16 protein-coding genes, 1 tRNA gene and 1 pseudogene are annotated in these 18,746 nt (G+C 63.3%); 11 read left to right on the forward strand and 7 right to left on the reverse strand.

Translation table 11 applies throughout. From position 1 onward, the window contains the following. Positions 1-97 precede the first annotated feature (97 nt). The 4 genes from JYG36_RS09080 (at position 98) to JYG36_RS09095 (ending at position 2,201) form a co-directional block, all read left to right on the forward strand. A complete protein-coding gene (locus JYG36_RS09080) occupies positions 98-334 on the forward strand; it encodes a glutaredoxin family protein (protein WP_093380717.1) in 237 nt (78 codons plus the stop codon). A 93-nt stretch (positions 335-427) separates the two neighbouring features. Beyond that, entirely contained in the window at positions 428-859 is a 432-nt protein-coding gene (locus JYG36_RS09085; protein ID WP_213603634.1) for a D-Ala-D-Ala carboxypeptidase family metallohydrolase, read from the forward strand. Between the two features lie 92 nt (positions 860-951). Further along, a complete protein-coding gene (locus tag JYG36_RS09090) occupies positions 952-1,263 on the forward strand; it encodes a hypothetical protein (protein WP_045194969.1) in 312 nt (103 codons plus the stop codon). Between the two features lie 50 nt (positions 1,264-1,313). After that, on the forward strand, positions 1,314-2,201 hold the full coding sequence (locus JYG36_RS09095; protein ID WP_213603636.1) for a pseudouridine synthase: 888 nt from the start codon (positions 1,314-1,316) through the stop codon (positions 2,199-2,201). Positions 2,202-2,243: 42 nt separating this feature from the next. On the opposite strand, the gene JYG36_RS09100 is transcribed toward JYG36_RS09095, so the two are convergent. The 3 genes from JYG36_RS09100 to acnA all read right to left on the reverse strand — a co-directional run bounded on the left by JYG36_RS09100 (position 2,244) and on the right by acnA (position 7,669). Then, positions 2,244-3,809, reverse strand: a complete 1,566-nt coding sequence (locus JYG36_RS09100; RefSeq protein WP_045194965.1) for a methyl-accepting chemotaxis protein — start codon at positions 3,807-3,809, stop codon at positions 2,244-2,246. Positions 3,810-3,999: 190 nt separating this feature from the next. Then, complete coding sequence (locus JYG36_RS09105; RefSeq protein WP_045194963.1) at positions 4,000-4,776, reverse strand: CPBP family intramembrane glutamic endopeptidase; 777 nt, start codon at positions 4,774-4,776, stop codon at positions 4,000-4,002. Between the two features lie 151 nt (positions 4,777-4,927). Then, positions 4,928-7,669: an aconitate hydratase AcnA gene (acnA, locus tag JYG36_RS09110; protein WP_213603638.1), complete on the reverse strand. Its 2,742-nt coding sequence runs from the start codon at positions 7,667-7,669 to the stop codon at positions 4,928-4,930. 253 nt (positions 7,670-7,922) lie between these two features. On the opposite strand from acnA, the gene rlmM reads away from it, so the two are divergent. After that, positions 7,923-8,987 (forward strand): 23S rRNA (cytidine(2498)-2'-O)-methyltransferase RlmM, encoded by a 1,065-nt coding sequence (gene rlmM, locus JYG36_RS09115; RefSeq protein ID WP_045194959.1) that lies wholly within the window; start codon positions 7,923-7,925, stop codon positions 8,985-8,987. A 51-nt stretch (positions 8,988-9,038) separates the two neighbouring features. Next, positions 9,039-9,281, forward strand: a complete 243-nt coding sequence (gene tusA / locus JYG36_RS09120) for a sulfurtransferase TusA (RefSeq protein ID WP_045194957.1) — start codon at positions 9,039-9,041, stop codon at positions 9,279-9,281. Here tusA and JYG36_RS09125 read toward each other — a convergent pair. Then, positions 9,278-10,675 carry an MATE family efflux transporter gene (locus JYG36_RS09125; RefSeq protein ID WP_045194955.1) on the reverse strand — a complete coding sequence of 466 codons (1,398 nt, stop codon included), beginning with the start codon at positions 10,673-10,675 and terminating at the stop codon, positions 9,278-9,280. The genes tusA and JYG36_RS09125 overlap by 4 nt on opposite strands. Positions 10,676-10,817: 142 nt before the next feature. On the opposite strand from JYG36_RS09125, the gene pdxB reads away from it, so the two are divergent. After that, entirely contained in the window at positions 10,818-11,960 is a 1,143-nt protein-coding gene (gene pdxB, locus JYG36_RS09130) for a 4-phosphoerythronate dehydrogenase PdxB (protein WP_213603640.1), read from the forward strand. A 53-nt stretch (positions 11,961-12,013) separates the two neighbouring features. Here pdxB and JYG36_RS09135 read toward each other — a convergent pair whose 3' ends face one another. Further along, positions 12,014-12,190 (reverse strand): PA1571 family protein, encoded by a 177-nt coding sequence (locus JYG36_RS09135; RefSeq protein ID WP_176794234.1) that lies wholly within the window; start codon positions 12,188-12,190, stop codon positions 12,014-12,016. A 277-nt stretch (positions 12,191-12,467) separates the two neighbouring features. Here JYG36_RS09135 and JYG36_RS09140 point away from each other — a divergent pair, with 277 nt between their 5' ends. The 4 genes and pseudogenes from JYG36_RS09140 to mqo all read left to right on the forward strand — a co-directional run bounded on the left by JYG36_RS09140 (position 12,468) and on the right by mqo (position 18,037). Next, positions 12,468-14,237, forward strand: coding sequence for an ABC transporter transmembrane domain-containing protein (locus tag JYG36_RS09140; protein ID WP_213603642.1), 1,770 nt, complete (start codon positions 12,468-12,470; stop codon positions 14,235-14,237). A 783-nt stretch (positions 14,238-15,020) separates the two neighbouring features. Further along, positions 15,021-15,131: pseudogene (locus tag JYG36_RS26765) on the forward strand (hypothetical protein); the annotation flags it as partial. Between the two features lie 228 nt (positions 15,132-15,359). Continuing rightward, entirely contained in the window at positions 15,360-16,064 is a 705-nt protein-coding gene (locus tag JYG36_RS26770; protein ID WP_371128672.1) for a methyl-accepting chemotaxis protein, read from the forward strand. Between the two features lie 374 nt (positions 16,065-16,438). Then, positions 16,439-18,037, forward strand: a complete 1,599-nt coding sequence (gene mqo, locus JYG36_RS09150; RefSeq protein ID WP_045194946.1) for a malate dehydrogenase (quinone) — start codon at positions 16,439-16,441, stop codon at positions 18,035-18,037. Between the two features lie 91 nt (positions 18,038-18,128). Here the strand turns inward: mqo and JYG36_RS09155 are convergent, their stop codons facing one another. Further along, positions 18,129-18,503 carry a bacteriocin gene (locus JYG36_RS09155; protein WP_038994310.1) on the reverse strand — a complete coding sequence of 125 codons (375 nt, stop codon included), beginning with the start codon at positions 18,501-18,503 and terminating at the stop codon, positions 18,129-18,131. Between the two features lie 132 nt (positions 18,504-18,635). Next, a tRNA-Pro gene (locus JYG36_RS09160) sits at positions 18,636-18,712 on the reverse strand. Between the last annotated feature and the right edge of the window lie 34 nt (positions 18,713-18,746).

Genomic DNA, 18,746 nt, shown 5'->3' on the forward strand with positions numbered 1-18,746 from the left:
CTTCATTGCCGTTGGCCGGCTTCAGGGGCGGCGCTCGACTGGCCCCGATTGCAGACCTAGAATAATGATCCGTTCCTACAGATGCTGGTACCCGTAAATGCCTCCTGAATGCCAATTGTTCGGCACCTTGGGCTGTCACCTGTGCGAAGTGGCCGAGGCGCTGCTGATGCCGTTTGTCGAGCATGGCCTGATGGTCGAACTGGTCGATATCGCCGAGCACGAGGGGATGATCGACACCTATGGCCTGCGCATTCCGGTGCTGCGTAGATGTGATACCGGTGCAGAGTTGAACTGGCCGTTTGACCCTGAACAGGTGGTGACCTTCTTGCAGTAAAGCAGGGGGCGCGGGGAGCGGCTTCCTGTCGTGCGTTGATTCAAGGGTGCGAGGACAATCCCTGGCGAATACACAATGCCAAGGAATGGTCCCATGCAGCTGTCCGCACATTTTTCCCTCGCCGAGATGATTACCTCGGAGACTGCCGCTCGTCGTGGTATCGACAATACCCCCGAAGCGCAGGTCATCAGTAACCTGCAACGACTGTGCACTGTGCTTGAAGAGGTTCGCCGCCTGGTCGGCCGGCCGATTAGAGTCAGCAGCGGCTACCGTTCGCAGGCCCTCAACAAGGCAATCGGTGGCTCGCCCAGGAGTGCGCATACCCTCGGCCTGGCGGTGGATATCAATGTGACCGGGCTGGCGCCGAGCGAACTGGCCAGGCGAATCAAGGACAGTGAGGTGATGTTCGATCAGTTGATCCTCGAATACGACCAGTGGGTGCACTTTGGCCTCAGCACGCAAGTGCCACGCCGTCAGGTGCTGACCATTCGCCGCGGTAGTGGCTACCTGCCGGGTCTGGTCTGACAGCTGTCGTCTGATTGACGCAGGCGACTTCTCTGAATATGCTGTATATAAATACAGTAAAGGGATGGCGCTTGCGTCGAGGGTCCGGATCAATGGTCAATGTCGAACAACTGAAATACTCCGTCAATCGCATGGCTGTCGAGGTCGTGAGTGAAGCGGTGCTCGAGTTGCGCCTTGACGGCCTGGTGCTGGAAGGCAAGACGCCGTTCAATAAAGTGCATTTCAATACCTGCTTCGCCGAGATCGAGGCGCTGTTCCAGCGCGCGGGTTACCACCGGCCGCTGGATGTGGTCGGTTACCAGGGGTTGTTGTACGCCCTTTACGACCCCGGCCGCTGGGAGGCGGTCGAGGTGCTGCGCTGGCTCAAGGAGTTCACCGAGGCTGCAGCCACCGAAGCTGGCTGAGCGGGCGGGCATGGGCGATAATGCCCGGTCCTTTCGTCCTGAGTGTTCCCATGGCCACGCCTCCCTTCGATCCGGCACAGCATCAAGCCAGTACTGTCTGCCTGCCGCCCGGCAACTGGGCGACGGTGGTCGATTGCCTGAGCGAGCACTTCAAGGCCATCGGTCGCGAGCAGTGGCTCGATCGTATCGCCCGCGGCCGGGTGCTCGATGCCCAGGGTGCGCCGATCAATGCCGCGCTTGCCTACCGTCCGGGCCTGCGCATTCACTACTTTCGTGAAGTGCCGAACGAAAAACCGATCCCGGTCGAAGAGGCCATCCTGCACATCGATGAGCACCTGGTGGTTGCCGACAAGCCGCATTTCCTGCCAGTCACCCCGACCGGCGAGTATGTCGAGCAGACCTTGCTGCGCCGGCTGATCCGCCGCCTGGACAATCCCCACCTGGTGCCCTTGCACCGCATCGACCGGCACACCGCCGGGCTGGTGCTGTTCTCGGCCAACCCGCAGAGCCGTTCGGCCTATCAGTCGCTGTTTCCAAACCGGCAGATCGACAAGCGCTACCAGGCCATCGCCCGCGCCTTGCCCGCGCGTGATTTTCCACTGGTGCACAAAAGTCGCCTGGTCAATGGCGAGCCGTTCTTCCGCATGCAGGAAGTGGAAGGGGTGAGCAACAGCGAAACCCTCGCCCAGGTGCTGGAGAAGAATGGCGAGCTGTGGCGCTACGGGCTGTCGCCGGTGACCGGCAAGACGCACCAGCTGCGCGTGCACATGACCGCCCTGGGCGCGAGCATTTGCAACGATCCGTTCTATCCGGACATCGTTCAGGGGCCGGACGACTACAGCAAGCCGCTGAAACTGCTGGCGCACAGCCTGCGTTTCAATGACCCGTTGAGCGGTGCAGAGCGATACTTTGAAAGCCGGCTGACGCTCGACTGGTAAGGCGGGGAGCCGCGCACCGCCAATGGCGATGCGCGGCCGGGCTTAGCGGTTGAAGCGTTCCACCAGCGAGTACTGGCTGGTGGCGGTGCGGGTCAGTTCTTCGCTGAGCAGCGCCGAGTGCTGGGCCTGTTCCGAGGTCTGGTCGGCCAGTTGGGCGATGGTACTGATGTTGCGGCTGATCTCGTCGGCCACCGCAGTCTGCTCTTCAGTGGCAGCAGCAATTTGCGTGGCCATGTCGGTGATGTTGGCTACCGCTTCGCTGATGCCGACCAATGCCTGGTCGGCTTCCATCACCCGTGCAACGCCTTCTTCAGCCTGGCGATGACCGCTTTCCATGGTCTGCACGGCGCTGTTGGCAGTCTGTTGCAGTTTGGCGATCAGGCCGTGGATCTGCCCGGTGGATTCGGCGGTGCGTTGCGCCAGCTGGCGCACTTCGTCGGCCACTACGGCAAAGCCGCGGCCCATCTCACCGGCCCGGGCCGCTTCGATGGCGGCGTTCAGGGCCAGCAGGTTGGTCTGGTCGGCAATGCCCTTGATCACATCGACCACGCCACCGATTTCGTCGCTGTCGCGAGCCAGCTGAGTCACGGTCAGGCCGGTCTCGCCGACGGCAGCCGACAGGCGCTGGATGGCTTCGCGGGTTTCCCCGGCGATGTCACGGCCGCGCCCGGTCAGGCGATTGGCTTCCTGAGTGGCATCGGCCGTGCGCTGCACGTGGTTGGCCACTTCCTGGGTGGTGGCGGCCATCTGGTTGACGGCGGCGGCAACCTGTTCGGTTTCCACGCGCTGGCGTTCCAGGCCCGAGGAGCTGTTGTGGGCCAGGGTGTCGGACTGGCGCGCCTGCTCGTTGAGGTGCTCGGCGGTATCCTGCAGGCGGGTCAGGCAGGTTTTCATCCGCGCATCCTGGCTGAGCATGGCCATTTCCAGGCGCGCCTGCACGCCGCGGCTGTCGGTGTACATCTGCGCGATCAGCGGGTCGGAAGTGGCTTGTTCGGCCAGGCGCAGCAGGCGCTTGAGGCCGCGTTGCTGCCAGCTCAGGCCAAGCAGGCCGAGCGGCACCGAAAGGCCGGCGGCCAGGGCAAAGCCCCAGGAATGGCCGAGCCAGTTGCCGATCAGGAAGCCGATCTGGCTGATGAGGATGAACGGCAGCCAGTCCTGCACCACCGGCAGCCACTTGTCGCGGCGCGGAATGGCCGGCTTGCCCTGGTTGATGCGCTGGTACAGCGCTTCGGCGCGGCGTACCTGTTCGGCGGTGGGCTTGACCCGCACCGATTCGAAGCCCACCACCTGGTTGCTCTCGAACACCGGCGTAACATAGGCGTTGACCCAGTAATGGTCACCCGACTTGCAGCGGTTCTTGACGATGCCCATCCATGGCAGGCCTTGCTTGAGCGTGGTCCACATATGCGCAAACACAGCAGGCGGCACATCCGGGTGGCGGACCAGGTTGTGCGGTGCGCGCATCAGCTCCTCGCGGGAGAAGCCGCTGATTTCGACGAAGGCGTCGTTGCAGTAAGTGATAACGCCCTTGGCATCAGTGGTCGAAATCAACCGTTGCTGAGCTGGGAAAGTCCGTTCGCGCTGGGTAATCGGCTGGTTGTTACGCATTAGCTGTTCAATCCGCAAGGCTTTCGAGAGGTATCGGCACGCCGGGGGTTTTGTTGAATGAATATTTGCAGGGCTTGATTTCGATCAATGAGTCCTGATCTGACCTGCGCTAAGTCACTCGTGCAAAGTTCAACAAATTAGCTGCATTCTTTCATGTTTTTGACACAAAAGTCAGCTAATGACCGCAAGTTCACAACGGCGCCAGCATCGGGTAACTGAAACCGGCGAAATGCGCCAGGTTCAGGCCGAAATGGCAGAGTACTGCGGCGAAAATGCCGCCATGACGGTATGCCAGGCCGTAGCCGACACCGGCAAGCCCAGCCAGCAGCACCCATTGCCAGCCGCCACCAAGATGGGCCAGGCCGAACAGGCTGGCGGCCAGCAGCAGGGCCAGGTTCTGGTTTTTCAGCAGGCGTTGCAGGCCGCCCTGGATGTAGCCGCGAAACAGCAGCTCTTCGGTCAGGCACACCAGCAGCAGGTTGTTCATGGCCCAGATCCACGCCTGTTCAGGCCACTTCGGCGCCCAGGCGATCATTGCCAGCAGCCAGGCGCCGCCCAGGCAGACCGCGATGACCAATGGCAAGGTCCAGGCCAGGCTCGCCAGTGGGCGCTTGTTCTTCAGGGCCAGCACCCAGGGGCACGCCAGCAGCAGCCAGAAGCCGATCAGCGGCTTGTCGAGGTTCAGGTACATGGAGAAGGGCAGGGCTTCGCTGCTAAAACGCACCTTGTCGATGACCTTGGCGCCGCTGAAACCGGGCAGCATGTGCAGGGCCAGGGCAAAGGCCAGGAGCACGAACAGGGCATGGCCGACCAGCTTTTGCCAGAGGCTCGCGCGGCGTACCAGCAAGCCTGCACACAGCAGGGCAATCAGGGTGGGCAGGGCCAGCAGGCCGAGGTTGCCCTTGAGCAGGGCGAAGAGGTAACCGAGGCCGAGCAGCGCCAGGCCGATCCATTGCGGGGCAAGCATGAGACATCCTTTGAAAAGCAAAACGTGAAACCTTCGACTGCGCTTTTACAATCGAGGACACGCCACTCGGCCATCCTTTGGCCATTACTGCTTATCGTACGTGGTCTGCTCCATCAGGCAAAGGCCCGGTCACAGGGACCGGGCCGTTACTTCAGGCTGCGATCAATTGCCGCAGTACATAGTGAAGAATCCCGCCGGCCTTGAAGTACTCCACTTCATTGAGGGTATCGATGCGGCACAGCACTTCGATCTGCTCCTGGCGACCGTCCTCGCGGGTGATCTTCAGGTTCAGGGTCATGTGCGGCTGCACCTTTGCATGGCTCAGGCCAAGAATGTCGATACGCTCGCGGCCGTCCAGGGCCAGGCTCTTGCGGTTCTGCCCGGGCTTGAATTGCAACGGCAACACGCCCATGCCCACCAGGTTGGAGCGGTGGATGCGTTCGAAGCTCTCCGCCAGCACCGCCTTGACCCCCAGCAGGTTGGTGCCCTTGGCGGCCCAGTCGCGGCTGGAGCCGGTGCCGTATTCCTGGCCGGCAATCACCACCAGTGGCGTGCGATCGGCCTGGTAGCGCATGGCCGCGTCGTAGATCGCCATCTTCTCGCCGCTGGGCACATAGAGAGTGTTGCCGCCTTCTTCACCGCCGAGCATCTCGTTGCGAATGCGGATATTGGCGAAGGTGCCGCGCATCATCACTTCATGGTTGCCCCGGCGTGAGCCGTAGGAGTTGAAGTCGCGCGGCTCGACGCCTTTTTCCCGCAGGTAACGTCCGGCCGGGCTGTCTGCCTTGATGTTGCCGGCCGGGGAAATGTGGTCGGTGGTCACCGAATCGCCCAGCAGGGCCAGGACCCTGGCGCCGTGAATATCCTCGATGACCGGCAGCGGCCCGGTAATGTCGTCAAAGAACGGCGGATGCTGGATGTAGGTGGAATCGTCCTGCCAGACATAGGTGGCCGCCTGCGGTACTTCGATGGCTTGCCATTGGGCGTCGCCGGCAAACACCTCGGCGTACTCCTTGTGGAACATCGCGGTATCGACGCTGGCCACGGCGTCGGCAATTTCTTTCTGGCTGGGCCAGATGTCGCGCAGGTACACCGGCTGGCCATCCTTGCCGACGCCCAGCGGTTCGCGGCTGATATCCACGCGCACGCTGCCGGCCAGGGCATAGGCGACCACCAGCGGTGGCGAGGCCAGCCAGTTGGTTTTCACCAGCGGGTGCACGCGGCCCTCGAAGTTGCGGTTGCCCGAGAGCACCGAGGCGACGGTGAGGTCGGCGCTGGTGATGGCTTTTTCGATGGCGTCGTCCAGCGGGCCGGAGTTGCCGATGCAGGTGGTGCAGCCATAGCCCACCAGGTCGAAGCCCAAGGCGTCGAGGTATTGGGTCAGGCCGGCGGCCTTGTAGTAGTCGGTAACCACCTTGGAGCCGGGGGCCAGCGAGCTCTTGACCCAGGGCTTGCGCTGCAGGCCTTTTTCCACTGCCTTTTTCGCCACCAGCCCGGCTGCCATCATCACGCTGGGGTTGGAGGTGTTGGTACAGGAGGTGATCGCCGCGATCACCACCGCGCCGTTTCTGAGCAGGTGTTGCTGGCCCTGGTATTCATAGCTGACTTCACCGGCCTGGTCGGCATTGCCCACCGCCACGCCGCCACCGCCTTCGCTTTCAAGGCGACCTTCTTCCTTGCTCGAGGGCTTGAGTTGCAGGCCGATGAAGTCATCGAAGGCCTGGCTGACATTGCCCAGGGCGACACGGTCTTGCGGGCGCTTGGGCCCGGCCAGGCTCGCTTCGACTTCGTTCATGTCCAGGGCCAGGGCGTCGCTGAACACCGGCTCCTGGCCGGGTAGGCGCCACAGGCCCTGGGCTTTGCAGTAAGCCTCGACCAGTTTCACCGTGGCTTCAGGACGGCCCGACAGGCGCAGGTAATCGAGGGTGATCTGGTCGACCGGGAAGAAGCCGCAGGTGGCGCCATACTCCGGTGCCATATTGGCGATGGTGGCGCGGTCAGCCAGGGGCAGGTCGGCCAGGCCGTCGCCGTAGAACTCGACGAATTTGCCGACCACGCCTTTTTTACGCAGCATCTGCGTGACGGTCAGCACCAGGTCGGTGGCGGTGATGCCTTCGCGCAGCTTGCCGGTCAGCTTGAAACCGATCACTTCCGGGATCAGCATCGACACCGGCTGGCCGAGCATTGCAGCCTCCGCCTCGATACCGCCGACGCCCCAGCCGAGCACGCCCAGGCCGTTGATCATGGTGGTGTGCGAGTCGGTGCCGACCAGGGTGTCGGGGAAGGCGTAGGTGCGCCCGTCTTCTTCACGGGTCCAGACGGTGCGCCCCAGGTACTCGAGGTTGACCTGGTGGCAGATACCGGTGCCCGGCGGCACCACGCTGAAGTTGTCGAAGGCGTTCTGGCCCCAGCGCAGGAAGGCGTAGCGTTCGCCGTTGCGCTGCATTTCGATGTCGACGTTCTGGGCAAAGGCCTGCTGGCTGGCGTAGCGGTCGACCATCACCGAGTGATCGATGACCAGGTCCACCGGCGACAACGGGTTGATCCGCTGCGGGTCGCCGCCGGCCTTGGCCATGGCCGCGCGCATGGCGGCGAGGTCGACCACCGCCGGTACGCCGGTAAAGTCCTGCATCAGCACCCGCGCCGGGCGGTACTGGATTTCGCGGTCGGAACGCCGCTCCTTGAGCCAGTTGGCCAGCGCCGAAAGGTCGCCGCTGGTGACGGTCTTGCCGTCTTCCCAGCGCAGCAGGTTTTCCAGCAGCACTTTCAGCGACATCGGCAGGCGCTGCAGGTCGCCGAGGCTGTGGGCGGCGTCGGGCAGGCTGTAATAGTGGTAGAGACGATCATCGACCGTCAGGGTCTTGAGGGTTTTCAGGCTATCGAGCGAGGGCATTACCAACTCCTTCTGCGCCGGTGATCGGCAATCTTCCCTGCTGTCGCCGGTTCACCGCCTCTGTGACAGTCCGCACGGCACGGACCTGGCTGAACGGTCAGGGTAGCCCTGTTTGGCGGACCTGACCATGTACTGGACCGGCCGGAAGTGTCGCAGGTTCCGATCTTCCTTTATCATTCGCCGATTTACCGGCGCTGCGTATTGCGCCCGGTCAGGGTTGGCGGTAATGGCCGTCAGCCGTCCTGGAGTGAAGATGAATACCCTGTTTATGCATTGCCGGCCCGGTTTCGAGAGCGAAGTCTGTGCCGAAATCGCCGAGCACGCCGCGCGCCTGAATGTCGCCGGCTATGCCAAGGCCAAGCCGCAGAGCGCCTGCGCCGAGTTCATCTGCAACGACGCCGAAGGTGCCGAGCAACTGATGCGCGAGCTGCGTTTTGCCCAACTGATCTTCCCCCGGCAATGGGCCCGCGGCGCGTTCATCGAGCTGCCGGAAACCGACCGCATCAGCGTTCTGCTCGAGGCCCTGGCCGATTACCCGCAGTGTGGCAGCCTGTGGCTGGAGGTGATGGACACCAACGATGGCAAAGAACTGTCGACCTTCTGTCGCAAGTTCGAAGTGCCGCTGCGCAAGGCCCTGAGCAAGGCCGGGCGCCTGGTTGAGGATGCGCACAAACCACGATTGCTGCTGACCTTCGTCAGCGGCCGGCGGGTGTTTGTCGGCCTGGCGGCGGCGGATAACTCGGCGATGTGGCCGATGGGTATTCCGCGCCTGAAGTTCCCCCGCGAAGCGCCGAGCCGTTCGACCCTCAAGCTGGAAGAGGCCTGGCACCACTTCATCCCTCGCGATCAGTGGGATGCGCGCCTGTCCGACGACATGACCGGGGTAGACCTGGGCGCTGCGCCGGGCGGCTGGACTTACCAACTGGTCAAGCGCGGCATGCTGGTGACCGCCATCGACAACGGGCCGATGGCTGAGAGCCTGATGGACACTGGCCTGGTCCAGCACCTGATGGCCGACGGCTTTACCTACAAGCCCAGGCAGACCGTGGACTGGATGGTCTGTGACATCGTCGAGAAGCCGGCGCGCAGTGCCGCCCTGCTCGAAACCTGGCTCGGCGAGGGCTTGTGCCGCGAGGCGGTGGTCAACCTCAAGCTGCCGATGAAGCAGCGTTACGCCGAAGTGCGGCGCCTGCTCGAGCGCATCGAAGAGGGCTTCAAGGCGCGCAAGGTCAAGGTCTCGATCGGCTGCAAGCAGCTGTATCACGACCGTGAGGAAGTGACCTGCCACCTGCGGCGCCTGGATCTGAAACCGCGCTGAGGCTGCGGGAGCGGCTTGAGCGACAATAGCTGATTGTTTCCGGAGTTCTACATGACTGACTTCACCCCAGATGCCATCCTCGACGCCACCGGCCTGAACTGCCCGGAGCCGGTGATGATGCTGCACCAGTACATTCGCGACCTGGCCCCCGGCGGCCTGCTCAAGGTGATCGCCACCGATCCCTCGACCCGTCGCGATATCCCCAAGTTTTGCGTGTTCCTCGACCATGAACTGGTCCAGCAGCAGGAAGAGGCGGGCACTTACCTGTACTGGATCCGCAAGAAGCTCGGTTAACGCTTTTCAGCGCGGCGAATGTGCTTGGCGCTGCTGCGCGCCAAGCGAATCGCCAGCATCAGCGCCGCGCAGGTGAGGCCGGCAATCAGGCCTTCCCACAGGCCGTTAGGGCCGCTTGCCGGGCCGAACAGGTCGGTCAGGCCGAGCACGTAACCCACCGGCAAGCCGATGCCCCAGTAGGCGAACAGGGTCAGGATCATGGTCACCCGGGTGTCCTGGTAACCGCGCAGGGCGCCGGCGGCAATCACCTGGATGGCGTCGGAGAACTGATACAGCGCGGCATACACGATCAGCATCGCGGCAATCTGGATCACCGCCGTGTCCGGGGTGTAGATCGAGGCGATGGGCTCGCGCATCAGCAGGATCAGGCTGGCCGAGAAGCAGGCAAACACCAGCGCCGCACCCAGGCCCACCAGGGCGGCGAAGCGCGCCTGGCGCGGTAGCCCGGCGCCGATCGCCTGGCCAACCCGCACGGTCACCGCCATCCCCAGCGAATACGGAATCATGAACAGCAGCGAGCTGATGTTCAGGGCAATCTGGTGCCCGGCCACCACGGTCGGGCCGAGGCTGCCGATCAGCAGGGCAATCACTGCGAAGATGCTCGACTCGGCGAATACCGCGATGCCGATCGGCAGGCCGACGCCGACCAGGCGCTTGATCACCGGCCATTGCGGCTTGTCCAGGCGCACCAGCACGCGCTGGCGGGCATAGGCCGGGGCCCAGTGGGTCCAGGCGGCCATGCTCAAGGCCATGAACCACATGACGATGCCGCTGGCCCAGCCGCAACCGACGCCGCCCAGAGCCGGCATGCCGAAGTGGCCGTAAATCAGTACATAGTTCAGCGGAATGTTCAGCAGCAGCCCGGACAAGCCGATGACCATGCTCGGCCGGGTCCGGCCCAGGGCATCGCTGTAGCAGCGCAACACGTAATAAAGGGCGACACCGGGGAAGCCGAAGGCAATGCCCTGCAAATAGCCCATGCTCGGCGCCACCAGTTGCGGGTCGACTTTCATCACCTGCAAGATCGGTTCGGCGCTGAGCAGCAGGCCACTGGCGATCAGGCCGACGCACAGTGCCAGCCACAATGCCTGGCGCACCAGCGGGCCGATCTCGGCATGCTGGCCGGCGCCATAGCGCTGGGCAACCTTGGGCGTGGTCGCCAGCAGGATGCCGGTCATCAGCAGGTACACCGGAATCCAGATCGAGTTACCCAGCGCCACGGCTGCCAGGTCGCGGGGGCTGACCCGGCCGGCCATCACCGCATCGACAAAACCCATGGCGGTGGTCGCCAACTGGGCAATGATGATTGGCGTGGCCAGCATCAGCAGGCCGCGCAGCTCGCTGCGGATCCGCGTCGGGCGCGACAGGGCGGGGGTTTGGGTCTCGGCGGTCATCGGTGTCACAAGGCAGGCGTCCACAGGAAAGATGGGCAAAGCCGGCTAGTCTACGCCTTGACGCGGCAGTCAGGAACCTCGCCTGCCTGTGGATCGCCCCACCCGTATCGGCCTACACTGCGCACCCCGATAGGAGAGCGCCATGCTGATTGTTGCTGACGAGAATATCCCGCTGCTCGATGCCTTCTTTGCCGGTTTTGGCGAAATCCGCCGCTACCCCGGGCGAGCGATCGATGCCGCCTGCGTCAAGGATGCCGATGTGCTGCTGGTGCGTTCAGTGACCAAGGTCGATCGCACTTTGCTCGAAGGCAGCCAGGTGAAGTTTGTCGGCACCTGCACCATCGGCACCGATCACCTGGCCCTGGATTATTTCGCCGAGGCTGGTATTCACTGGTCCAGCGCGCCAGGCTGCAACGCCCGCGGGGTGGTCGACTATGTGCTCGGCAGCCTGCTGACCCTGGCCGAGCTCGACGGCGCCAGCTTGCCTGCGCGCACCTATGGGGTGGTCGGCGCCGGGGAAGTCGGTGGGCGTCTGGTCGAGGTGCTGCGCGACCTTGGCTGGCAGGTGCTGGTGTGCGACCCGCCGCGCCAGGCGCGCGAAGGCGGCGACTATGTGAGCCTGGAGCAGATCATCGAGCAGTGCGACGTCATTAGCCTGCACACCCCGCTGGCCCGTAGCGGCGAGCTGCCGACCTGGCACCTGCTGGGCCAGGCGCAACTGGCCCGCCTGCGCCCCGGCGCCTGGCTGATCAATGCCAGCCGCGGCCCGGTGGTCGACAATCAGGCTTTACGCCAGTTGCTGCGTGAGCGCGACGATATCCAGGCGGTGCTCGACGTCTGGGAGGGCGAGCCCCAGGTCGACCTGGCCCTGGCCGACCTCTGCGTGATCGCCACCCCGCATATTGCCGGCTACAGCCTGGACGGCAAGCAGCGCGGCACCGCGCAGATCTACCAGGCGTTTTGCGCCTGGCGTGGCGAACCTGCCGAGGTGCAACTGAGCGACCTGCTGCCACAGCCGTGGCTGACCGAAATCGCCTTGCAGGCCGAGACCGATCCGGCCTGGGCCCTCGCGACCCTGTGCCGTGCGGTGTATGACCCGCGCCGTGACGATGCCGATTTTCGCCGCAGCTTGAGCCGCGACCCGGCGCAGCAGAAGGCCGCCTTCGACAACTTGCGCAAGCACTACCCACCGCGCCGTGAAATCGAAGGCCTGGCCGTGCGCCTGCACGGTGAAGCGCCGCAACTGGCACAGCTGGTCCGCGCCTTGGGCGGCGTGCTGGTGTAAATAGCGGGCAATAAAAACCCGGCGCGTGCGCCGGGTTGAAGAATTCGGGTGGGTCAGTCTTTCTTGGCGAGTTCTACCCGGCTTTTTTCCAGCTTCTCGCAGGCCTGCTGGATCATCTCCTCGGTGATGGTGATCTCATTGCCATCCTTGTCGATGATCGTGCCGCCTACCGATGCCTGCGGGTTAGGCGCGGGTTTTTCCTGGGTGTTGCCTTGATGTTGCAAGCTCATTTCCTGTCTCCTCATCAGGTTGCAAGCTCAGACTAGAATCGCCTCGTGACCGGCCTGTGACAGCTCCTTCGGTTATCACTGTGCGACGTGTCCAGTCCATCAGAAAGCCGAGTAAACCTCCAGTAGTACTTTAGACCGAAACGGTCTAGCCGGCTGTGGCCTGGGTCTTATATGCCCAGGTTCTGGTTCCGACGCCCAATCATTGCCCGCAGTTCCTTGGCGCTTGATCAACGGTCCGGTGTAGGCTGCTGTAAATAGCGGACAAACGGCGTACTCCATGCTCAACCGGTTTTCTTCACGCCAGCGCCAGGCCCTGCGCCTGGGCTGGCGTTTTATCCGTCCTTACCGCACGCAGGCGCTGCTGGCCTTGCTGGCACTCATCGTTACCGCAGCGATTACCCTGTCCATGGGCCAGGGTATTCGCCTGCTGGTGGACCAGGGCTTCATGACCCAGTCGCCGCACCTGCTCAACCAGTCCATCGGCCTGTTCCTGCTGTTGGTGCTGGCCCTGGCGATCGGTACCTTCAGCCGCTTCTATCTGGTGTCGTGGATTGGCGAACGCTGTGTGGCCGATATCCGCCAGCAGGTGTTCGATCATCTGATCTACCTGCACCCGGGTTTTTTCGAAAGTAACCGCAGTTCGGAGATCCAGTCGCGGCTGACCGCCGACACAACCTTGTTGCAATCGGTGATCGGCTCGTCGCTGTCGCTGTTCCTGCGCAACGCGCTGATGGTGCTGGGCGGCATCGTCCTGCTGTTTGTCACCAACCCCAAGCTCACCAGCATCGTGGTGCTGGCCTTGCCGCTGGTGCTGGCACCGATCCTGATTTTCGGCCGCCGGGTGCGCAACCTGTCGCGGCAGAGCCAGGACCGGGTCGCCGACGTCGGCAGCTATGTGGCCGAGACCCTCGGCCAGATCAAGACCGTGCAGGCCTACAACCACCAGTCCAGCGACCAGCAGCGCTTCGGCGCCACGGTCGAGGCGGCCCTTGAGGTGGCGCGCAAACGCATCCTCCAGCGCGCCTGGCTGATCACCCTGGTGATCGTGCTGGTGCTGGGTGCGGTCGGGGTAATGCTCTGGGTCGGTGGCATGGACGTGATCGCCGGGCGTATTTCCGGCGGTGAGCTGGCCGCCTTCGTGTTCTACAGCCTGATCGTCGGCAGCGCCTTCGGCACCCTCAGCGAAGTGATTGGCGAGCTGCAGCGCGCTGCCGGTGCCGGCGAGCGGATTGCCGAGCTGCTGGCAGCGCGCAGCGAGATAGTCGCGCCTGCTGACCTGCAGCGCTCGGCGCCGCGGGTCAGTGGCCGGGTCGAGTTGCAGAACATCCGTTTTGCTTATCCATCACGGCCAACACCGCCGGCCATCGATGACCTGAAGCTTACCGTCGAGCCCGGCGAAACCCTGGCCCTGGTCGGGCCGTCGGGGGCGGGCAAGTCGACCCTGTTCGACCTGTTACTGCGTTTTTACGACCCGCAGCAAGGGCGCATCCTGCTTGATGGTCAGGACATCAGGTGCCTCGATCCGCAGGACCTGCGCCGCCACTTCGCCCTGGTAGCGCAGAACCCGGCGCTGTTCTTTGGCACGGTGGAGGACAACATCCGCTACGGGCGCGCCGATGCCACGGCCGAACAGGTCGAGGCTGCTGCCCGCAGCGCCCATGCCCATGAGTTCATCTTGCAGTTGCCCAAGGGCTATCAGACTCACTTGGGTGACGCCGGCCTTGGCCTCTCGGGCGGTCAACGCCAGCGCCTGGCGATTGCCCGGGCCTTGCTGGTGGATGCACCGATTCTGTTGCTGGACGAAGCCACCAGCGCCCTCGACGCGCAGAGCGAGCATTTGATCCAGCAGGCGCTGCCGACCCTGATGAGCGGGCGCACCACCCTGGTGATCGCCCATCGCCTGGCCACGGTGCAGCATGCCGACCGCATTGCGGTGATTGATCAGGGCCGGCTGGTGGCCATCGGCACGCATCGCCAGTTGATTGCCCAGAGCCCCTTGTATGCGCGGCTGGCGGCGTTGCAGTTCAATAACGTGACGGAAATGTGACAGCGTCCTACAGACTGTCACATTTCTGTAGCAATCCCTTGAGACTATCTGTTCCAGCTGTTGCGTAATGCTCGAACCTGGCTGCTATCGATCGATGGCAGCTTTTTTTTGGCCTGCCGTCAGTGGCCAGCGAACGAGGACAGGGACGTCTTTGCCTGGTTGGCGCCGAGTGGCGCCGCTCCCTTATTCCTTGTTCCGGGACTTCTTTCGATGTTGCGTAAATCCCTCAGAGTGCAAATTCTCGCCCTGCTCGGCGGCAGCCTGGCGGCGATCCTGCTGATCGCCCTGGTGTGCTTTCAGTTGCTGTCCTCCAGCGTGCGCGGCTACGGCCAGCTGATCGACGGGCCATTGCAGGCGTCGCAGTTGATCGATGAAGCCAACCTGCAGTTCAAGGTCCAGGTCCAGGAGTGGAAGAACGTGCTGCTGCGCGGCAAGCAGCCCGCTGAGCTGGACAAGTACTGGCAGCAGTTCCTGGCCCGTGAGCAGCAGGTGCAGGGCATCCTTGACCAGTTGATCGCCCGCAGCGAGCAGCCGCTCAAGGGCCGTGCCGAGCAACTCAAGGCCAGCCACCGACAGTTGGGTCAGGCTTACGCACAGGGGCGTCAGGCGTTTCTGGCGGCGGGCGCTGATCCTGTTGTAGGCGATCAGGCAGTCAAAGGTGTTGACCGCGCTGCCAGCGAGCAAATGAGTGAGTTGGTCAGCCAGTTGCGCAGCGATGCCCAGGCGCGTGCCCAGACCATCAACCAGTCGGCAGAGCGTACGGTCTGGCTGGGGCTGCTGGTGATGTTCGGCTCGGCGTTGCTGGTCGGGCTGTTCAGTCTGTGGCTGGTCAACCGCAGCCTGATCGAGCCGATCCGTGGCTTGATCGATTATGTCGCGCAGTTGAGCCAGGGGCGCTTCGCCGCGCGGGTCGCCAGCGATCGCCAGGATGAGCTGGGGCGGCTGGCGGTGGCGGCCAATACTCTGCGCGACTTTCTTGCCGACACCTTCAGCCGCCTGCAGCGCAATGCCGGTGAGCTGGAAAGTGCCAGCGGCGAGCTGCGCGGCATTGCCGGCAACATGGCCCGCGGCACCGACGACCAGTTCCAGCGTACCGACCAGGTCGCTACGGCCATGCATGAAATGTCGGCGACCGCCCAGGAAGTCGCCCGCCATGCCGCCGACGCCGCGCGCGCCGCCGATGAAGCCGACCACAGCGCTCAGGCCGGCGAGCAGGTGATGCAGGCAACCATTGCCACCATTGCCGGGGTCAACCAGGAAATTGCCGACACCGCCAAGGTGATTCGCCATCTGGAAGCCGACAGCGACCGCATCGGCAAGGTGCTGGAAGTGATCCGCGCGATTGCCGAGCAGACCAACCTGCTGGCGCTCAACGCCGCCATCGAGGCGGCACGGGCCGGTGAGGCCGGACGCGGCTTTGCCGTGGTCGCCGATGAGGTGCGCAGCCTGGCCCAGCGTACGGCCGCGTCGATTGCCGAGATCAACCAGATCATCAGCGCCGTGCAGTCCGGCGCCGTGGCGGCGGTAAAAGCCATCGAGAGCGGCCAGCAACGCAGCGAGGAGGGCGCCGAGCAGGTGCAGCAGGCCGGGCAGATGCTGCAGCGCATCACCGTTGCCGTCGAGGCTATCCGCGACATGAACCGGCAGATCGCCACGGCGGCGGAAGAACAGACCAGTGTTGCCGAGGACATCTCGCGCAACCTGGTGGAAATTACCCGGATTGCCACCACCAACCAGCAGGCGGTGCAGCAGACCGAGCAGGCCGGGCAGCACTTGCACGGCTTGTCCGGGCAGTTGGGGGAGGTCACTGCGCGCCTGAGTGCTTGAGCAAAAGCGGGGGAAATCCGCCACATCCAGCGGTAAAGGCCCGGCAATGTGGCGGATTATCGCCAGCTAAACCGTTAAAGTTGGGGTGCGACGACACGTCCTAGCTATTAGCCGTTGGTCTTGTAAAAGTTGGCCCGCTTCCTGCTTTAAGGCGACCCACCCTGACAGCGGCGGCCATGCCCCGCGTCTGGCGTGACGACCGTTCCCGATCCATCGAACAACCCCAGCCGCCATCCAGTGCGCGGGTGTCCGGGCCGATTGCCCGAGCACCAGCTACGCTAAGCCTTGGACTGCGCGAGCAACAACAAGAATCCGGGCGTGCACTACGGGACCTGCGGTCATTGCCAATTACTTCACTTCAATTGGATTGAACTATGAAAAAAATCCTGCTGACGCTCCTGTGCCTGAGTGTCATCGGTTGCTCCAAGCCCAGTGAGCCCGAGAAAACCGTAGACGTGCTGCTGATCGGCGGCGGCATCATGAGTGCAAGCCTGGGTACCTACCTCAATGAGCTGGAGCCCGGTTGGTCGATCGACATCTACGAGCGCCTGGACAAGGTCGCCGAAGAAAGCTCCAACGCCTGGAACAACGCCGGTACCGGTCACTCCGCGTTCTGCGAGCTGAACTACACCAGCGAAGGTGCCGACGGCAAGATCGACATCAGCAAGGCCGTTGGCGTCAACGAGCAGTTCGAGATCTCCAAGCAGTTCTGGGCCTACCAGGTCGAGCAGAAAGTGCTGAGCAACCCGACCTCGTTCATCAATAACGTGCCGCACATGAGCTTCGTCTGGGGCGACAAGAACGTCGAGTTCCTCAAGAAGCGTCATGAAGCCCTGCAGCACAGCTCGCTGTTCCGTGGCATGGAGTACTCCGAAGACCACGAGCAGATCAAGAAGTGGGTACCGATCGTGATGGAAGGCCGCGCTGCCGACCAGAAGATCGCCGCCACCCGCATGCCGATCGGCACCGACGTCAACTTCGGCGAGATCACCCGCCAGCTGTTCGCCTCGCTGACCAAGCACGACAACGTCAAGCTGCACGTCCAGCACGAAGTCCGTGACATCGTCCGTAACGCCGACAACACCTGGACCGTGGTCGTCGCTGACCTGGCCAACAAGGGCGTCGAGAGCAGCATCAAGGCCAAGTTCGTCTTCATCGGTGCCGGTGGTGGCGCGCTGAAGCTGCTGCAGAAATCGGGCATCCCTGAAGCTGACGGCTATGCCGGCTTCCCGGTCGGTGGCCAGTTCCTGATGACCGACAACCAGGACATCGTTGCCCGTCACAAAGCCAAGCTGTACGGCAAGGCTTCGGTTGGTGCGCCGCCAATGTCGGTTCCGCACCTGGACACCCGCGTGATCGACGGCAAGGAAGTGCTGCTGTTCGGCCCGTTCGCCACCTTCTCGACCAAGTTCCTGAAGAACGGCTCGCTGCTGGACATGTTCGCTGCGCTGACCACCCACAACATCATGCCGATGACCCACGCCGGTATCGACAACATCGACCTGAGCACCTACCTGATGGGTCAGTTGATGCTGAGCTTCGATGACCGCATGGCGGCCCTGCGCGAGTACTTCCCGAACGCCAAGAACGAAGACTGGAAACTGCTGCAGGCCGGTCAACGCGTCCAGGTGATCAAGAAGGACCCTGAGCACGGCGGCATCCTGCAGTTCGGTACCGAAGTCGTTGCTGCCCAGGACGGCACCATTGCCGCGCTGCTGGGCGCCTCGCCAGGTGCTTCGACCGCTGCGCCGATCATGCTGAGCGTGCTGGAAAAGACCTTCAAGGATCGCATCAAGACCCCTGAGTGGCAGGCCAAGCTGAAGGAAATCGTGCCGACCTACGGCCAGAAGCTCAACAACAACCTTGAGCTGACCAACAAGACCCGTGAGTGGAGCAGTTCGCGTCTGAACCTGCTGTACGTTCCGGTGCTGCCGGAAGAAGCGGCTGCGGTACAGGCTGAGCCTGCGCTGTAAGCTTTCGCTTTGCCAGAAACAAACAAGCCCCTGTTCAGGGGCTTGTTTGTTTCTGGCCTGGCAAAAATATCGCCGGCTACTCGGTTGCGGATCAGTGGCGTTTCTTGCGATGACTGTCCGCCAGGTTGTTACCCAACGCACCACCAGCCGCGCCGCCCAGGCCTGCGCCAATTGCCGAGCCGGTGCTGCCACCGAGCTTGCCGCCGACCAGCGAGCCACCGGCCGAACCCAGGCCGCCACCAATGGCCGCCTTGGTCTTGTTGCCTTTTTTCGCGCCCATGGCACTGCCTGCCGCGCCGCCGACGCCGGCACCAATGGCCGCACCGGTGCTGCCGCCAAGCTTCTGCCCGACCACGTTACCCAGAACACCACCCAGGCCACCGCCTACAGCGGTCTGGCCATCACCGGCCATGGCGCCTTGTGCGCACAAAAGGCCCAGGGTCAGGGCGGCAAGAGTCTTACGCATGTGAATCAACCTTAATGTTCAAAAAGGCGCGCATTCTGCTGGCAGCGTCGCCGCCGCGCAATGCTGGCCACTGCTGCTCGTCTGCCAGGCACGAAAAAGCCCGCGCGAGGGCGGGCTTTTTGCTGAGTAAAGTGGTCGGAGAGACAGGATTCGAACCTGCGGCCTTCTCGTCCCGAACGAGACGCGCTACCTGGCTGCGCTACACTCCGATGGAGAAAATATTACTCAAAATCTTCTCCTCGA

The sequence above is a fragment of the Pseudomonas sp. SORT22 genome (assembly GCF_018417635.1).
Classification (GTDB): Bacteria; Pseudomonadota; Gammaproteobacteria; order Pseudomonadales; family Pseudomonadaceae; genus Aquipseudomonas.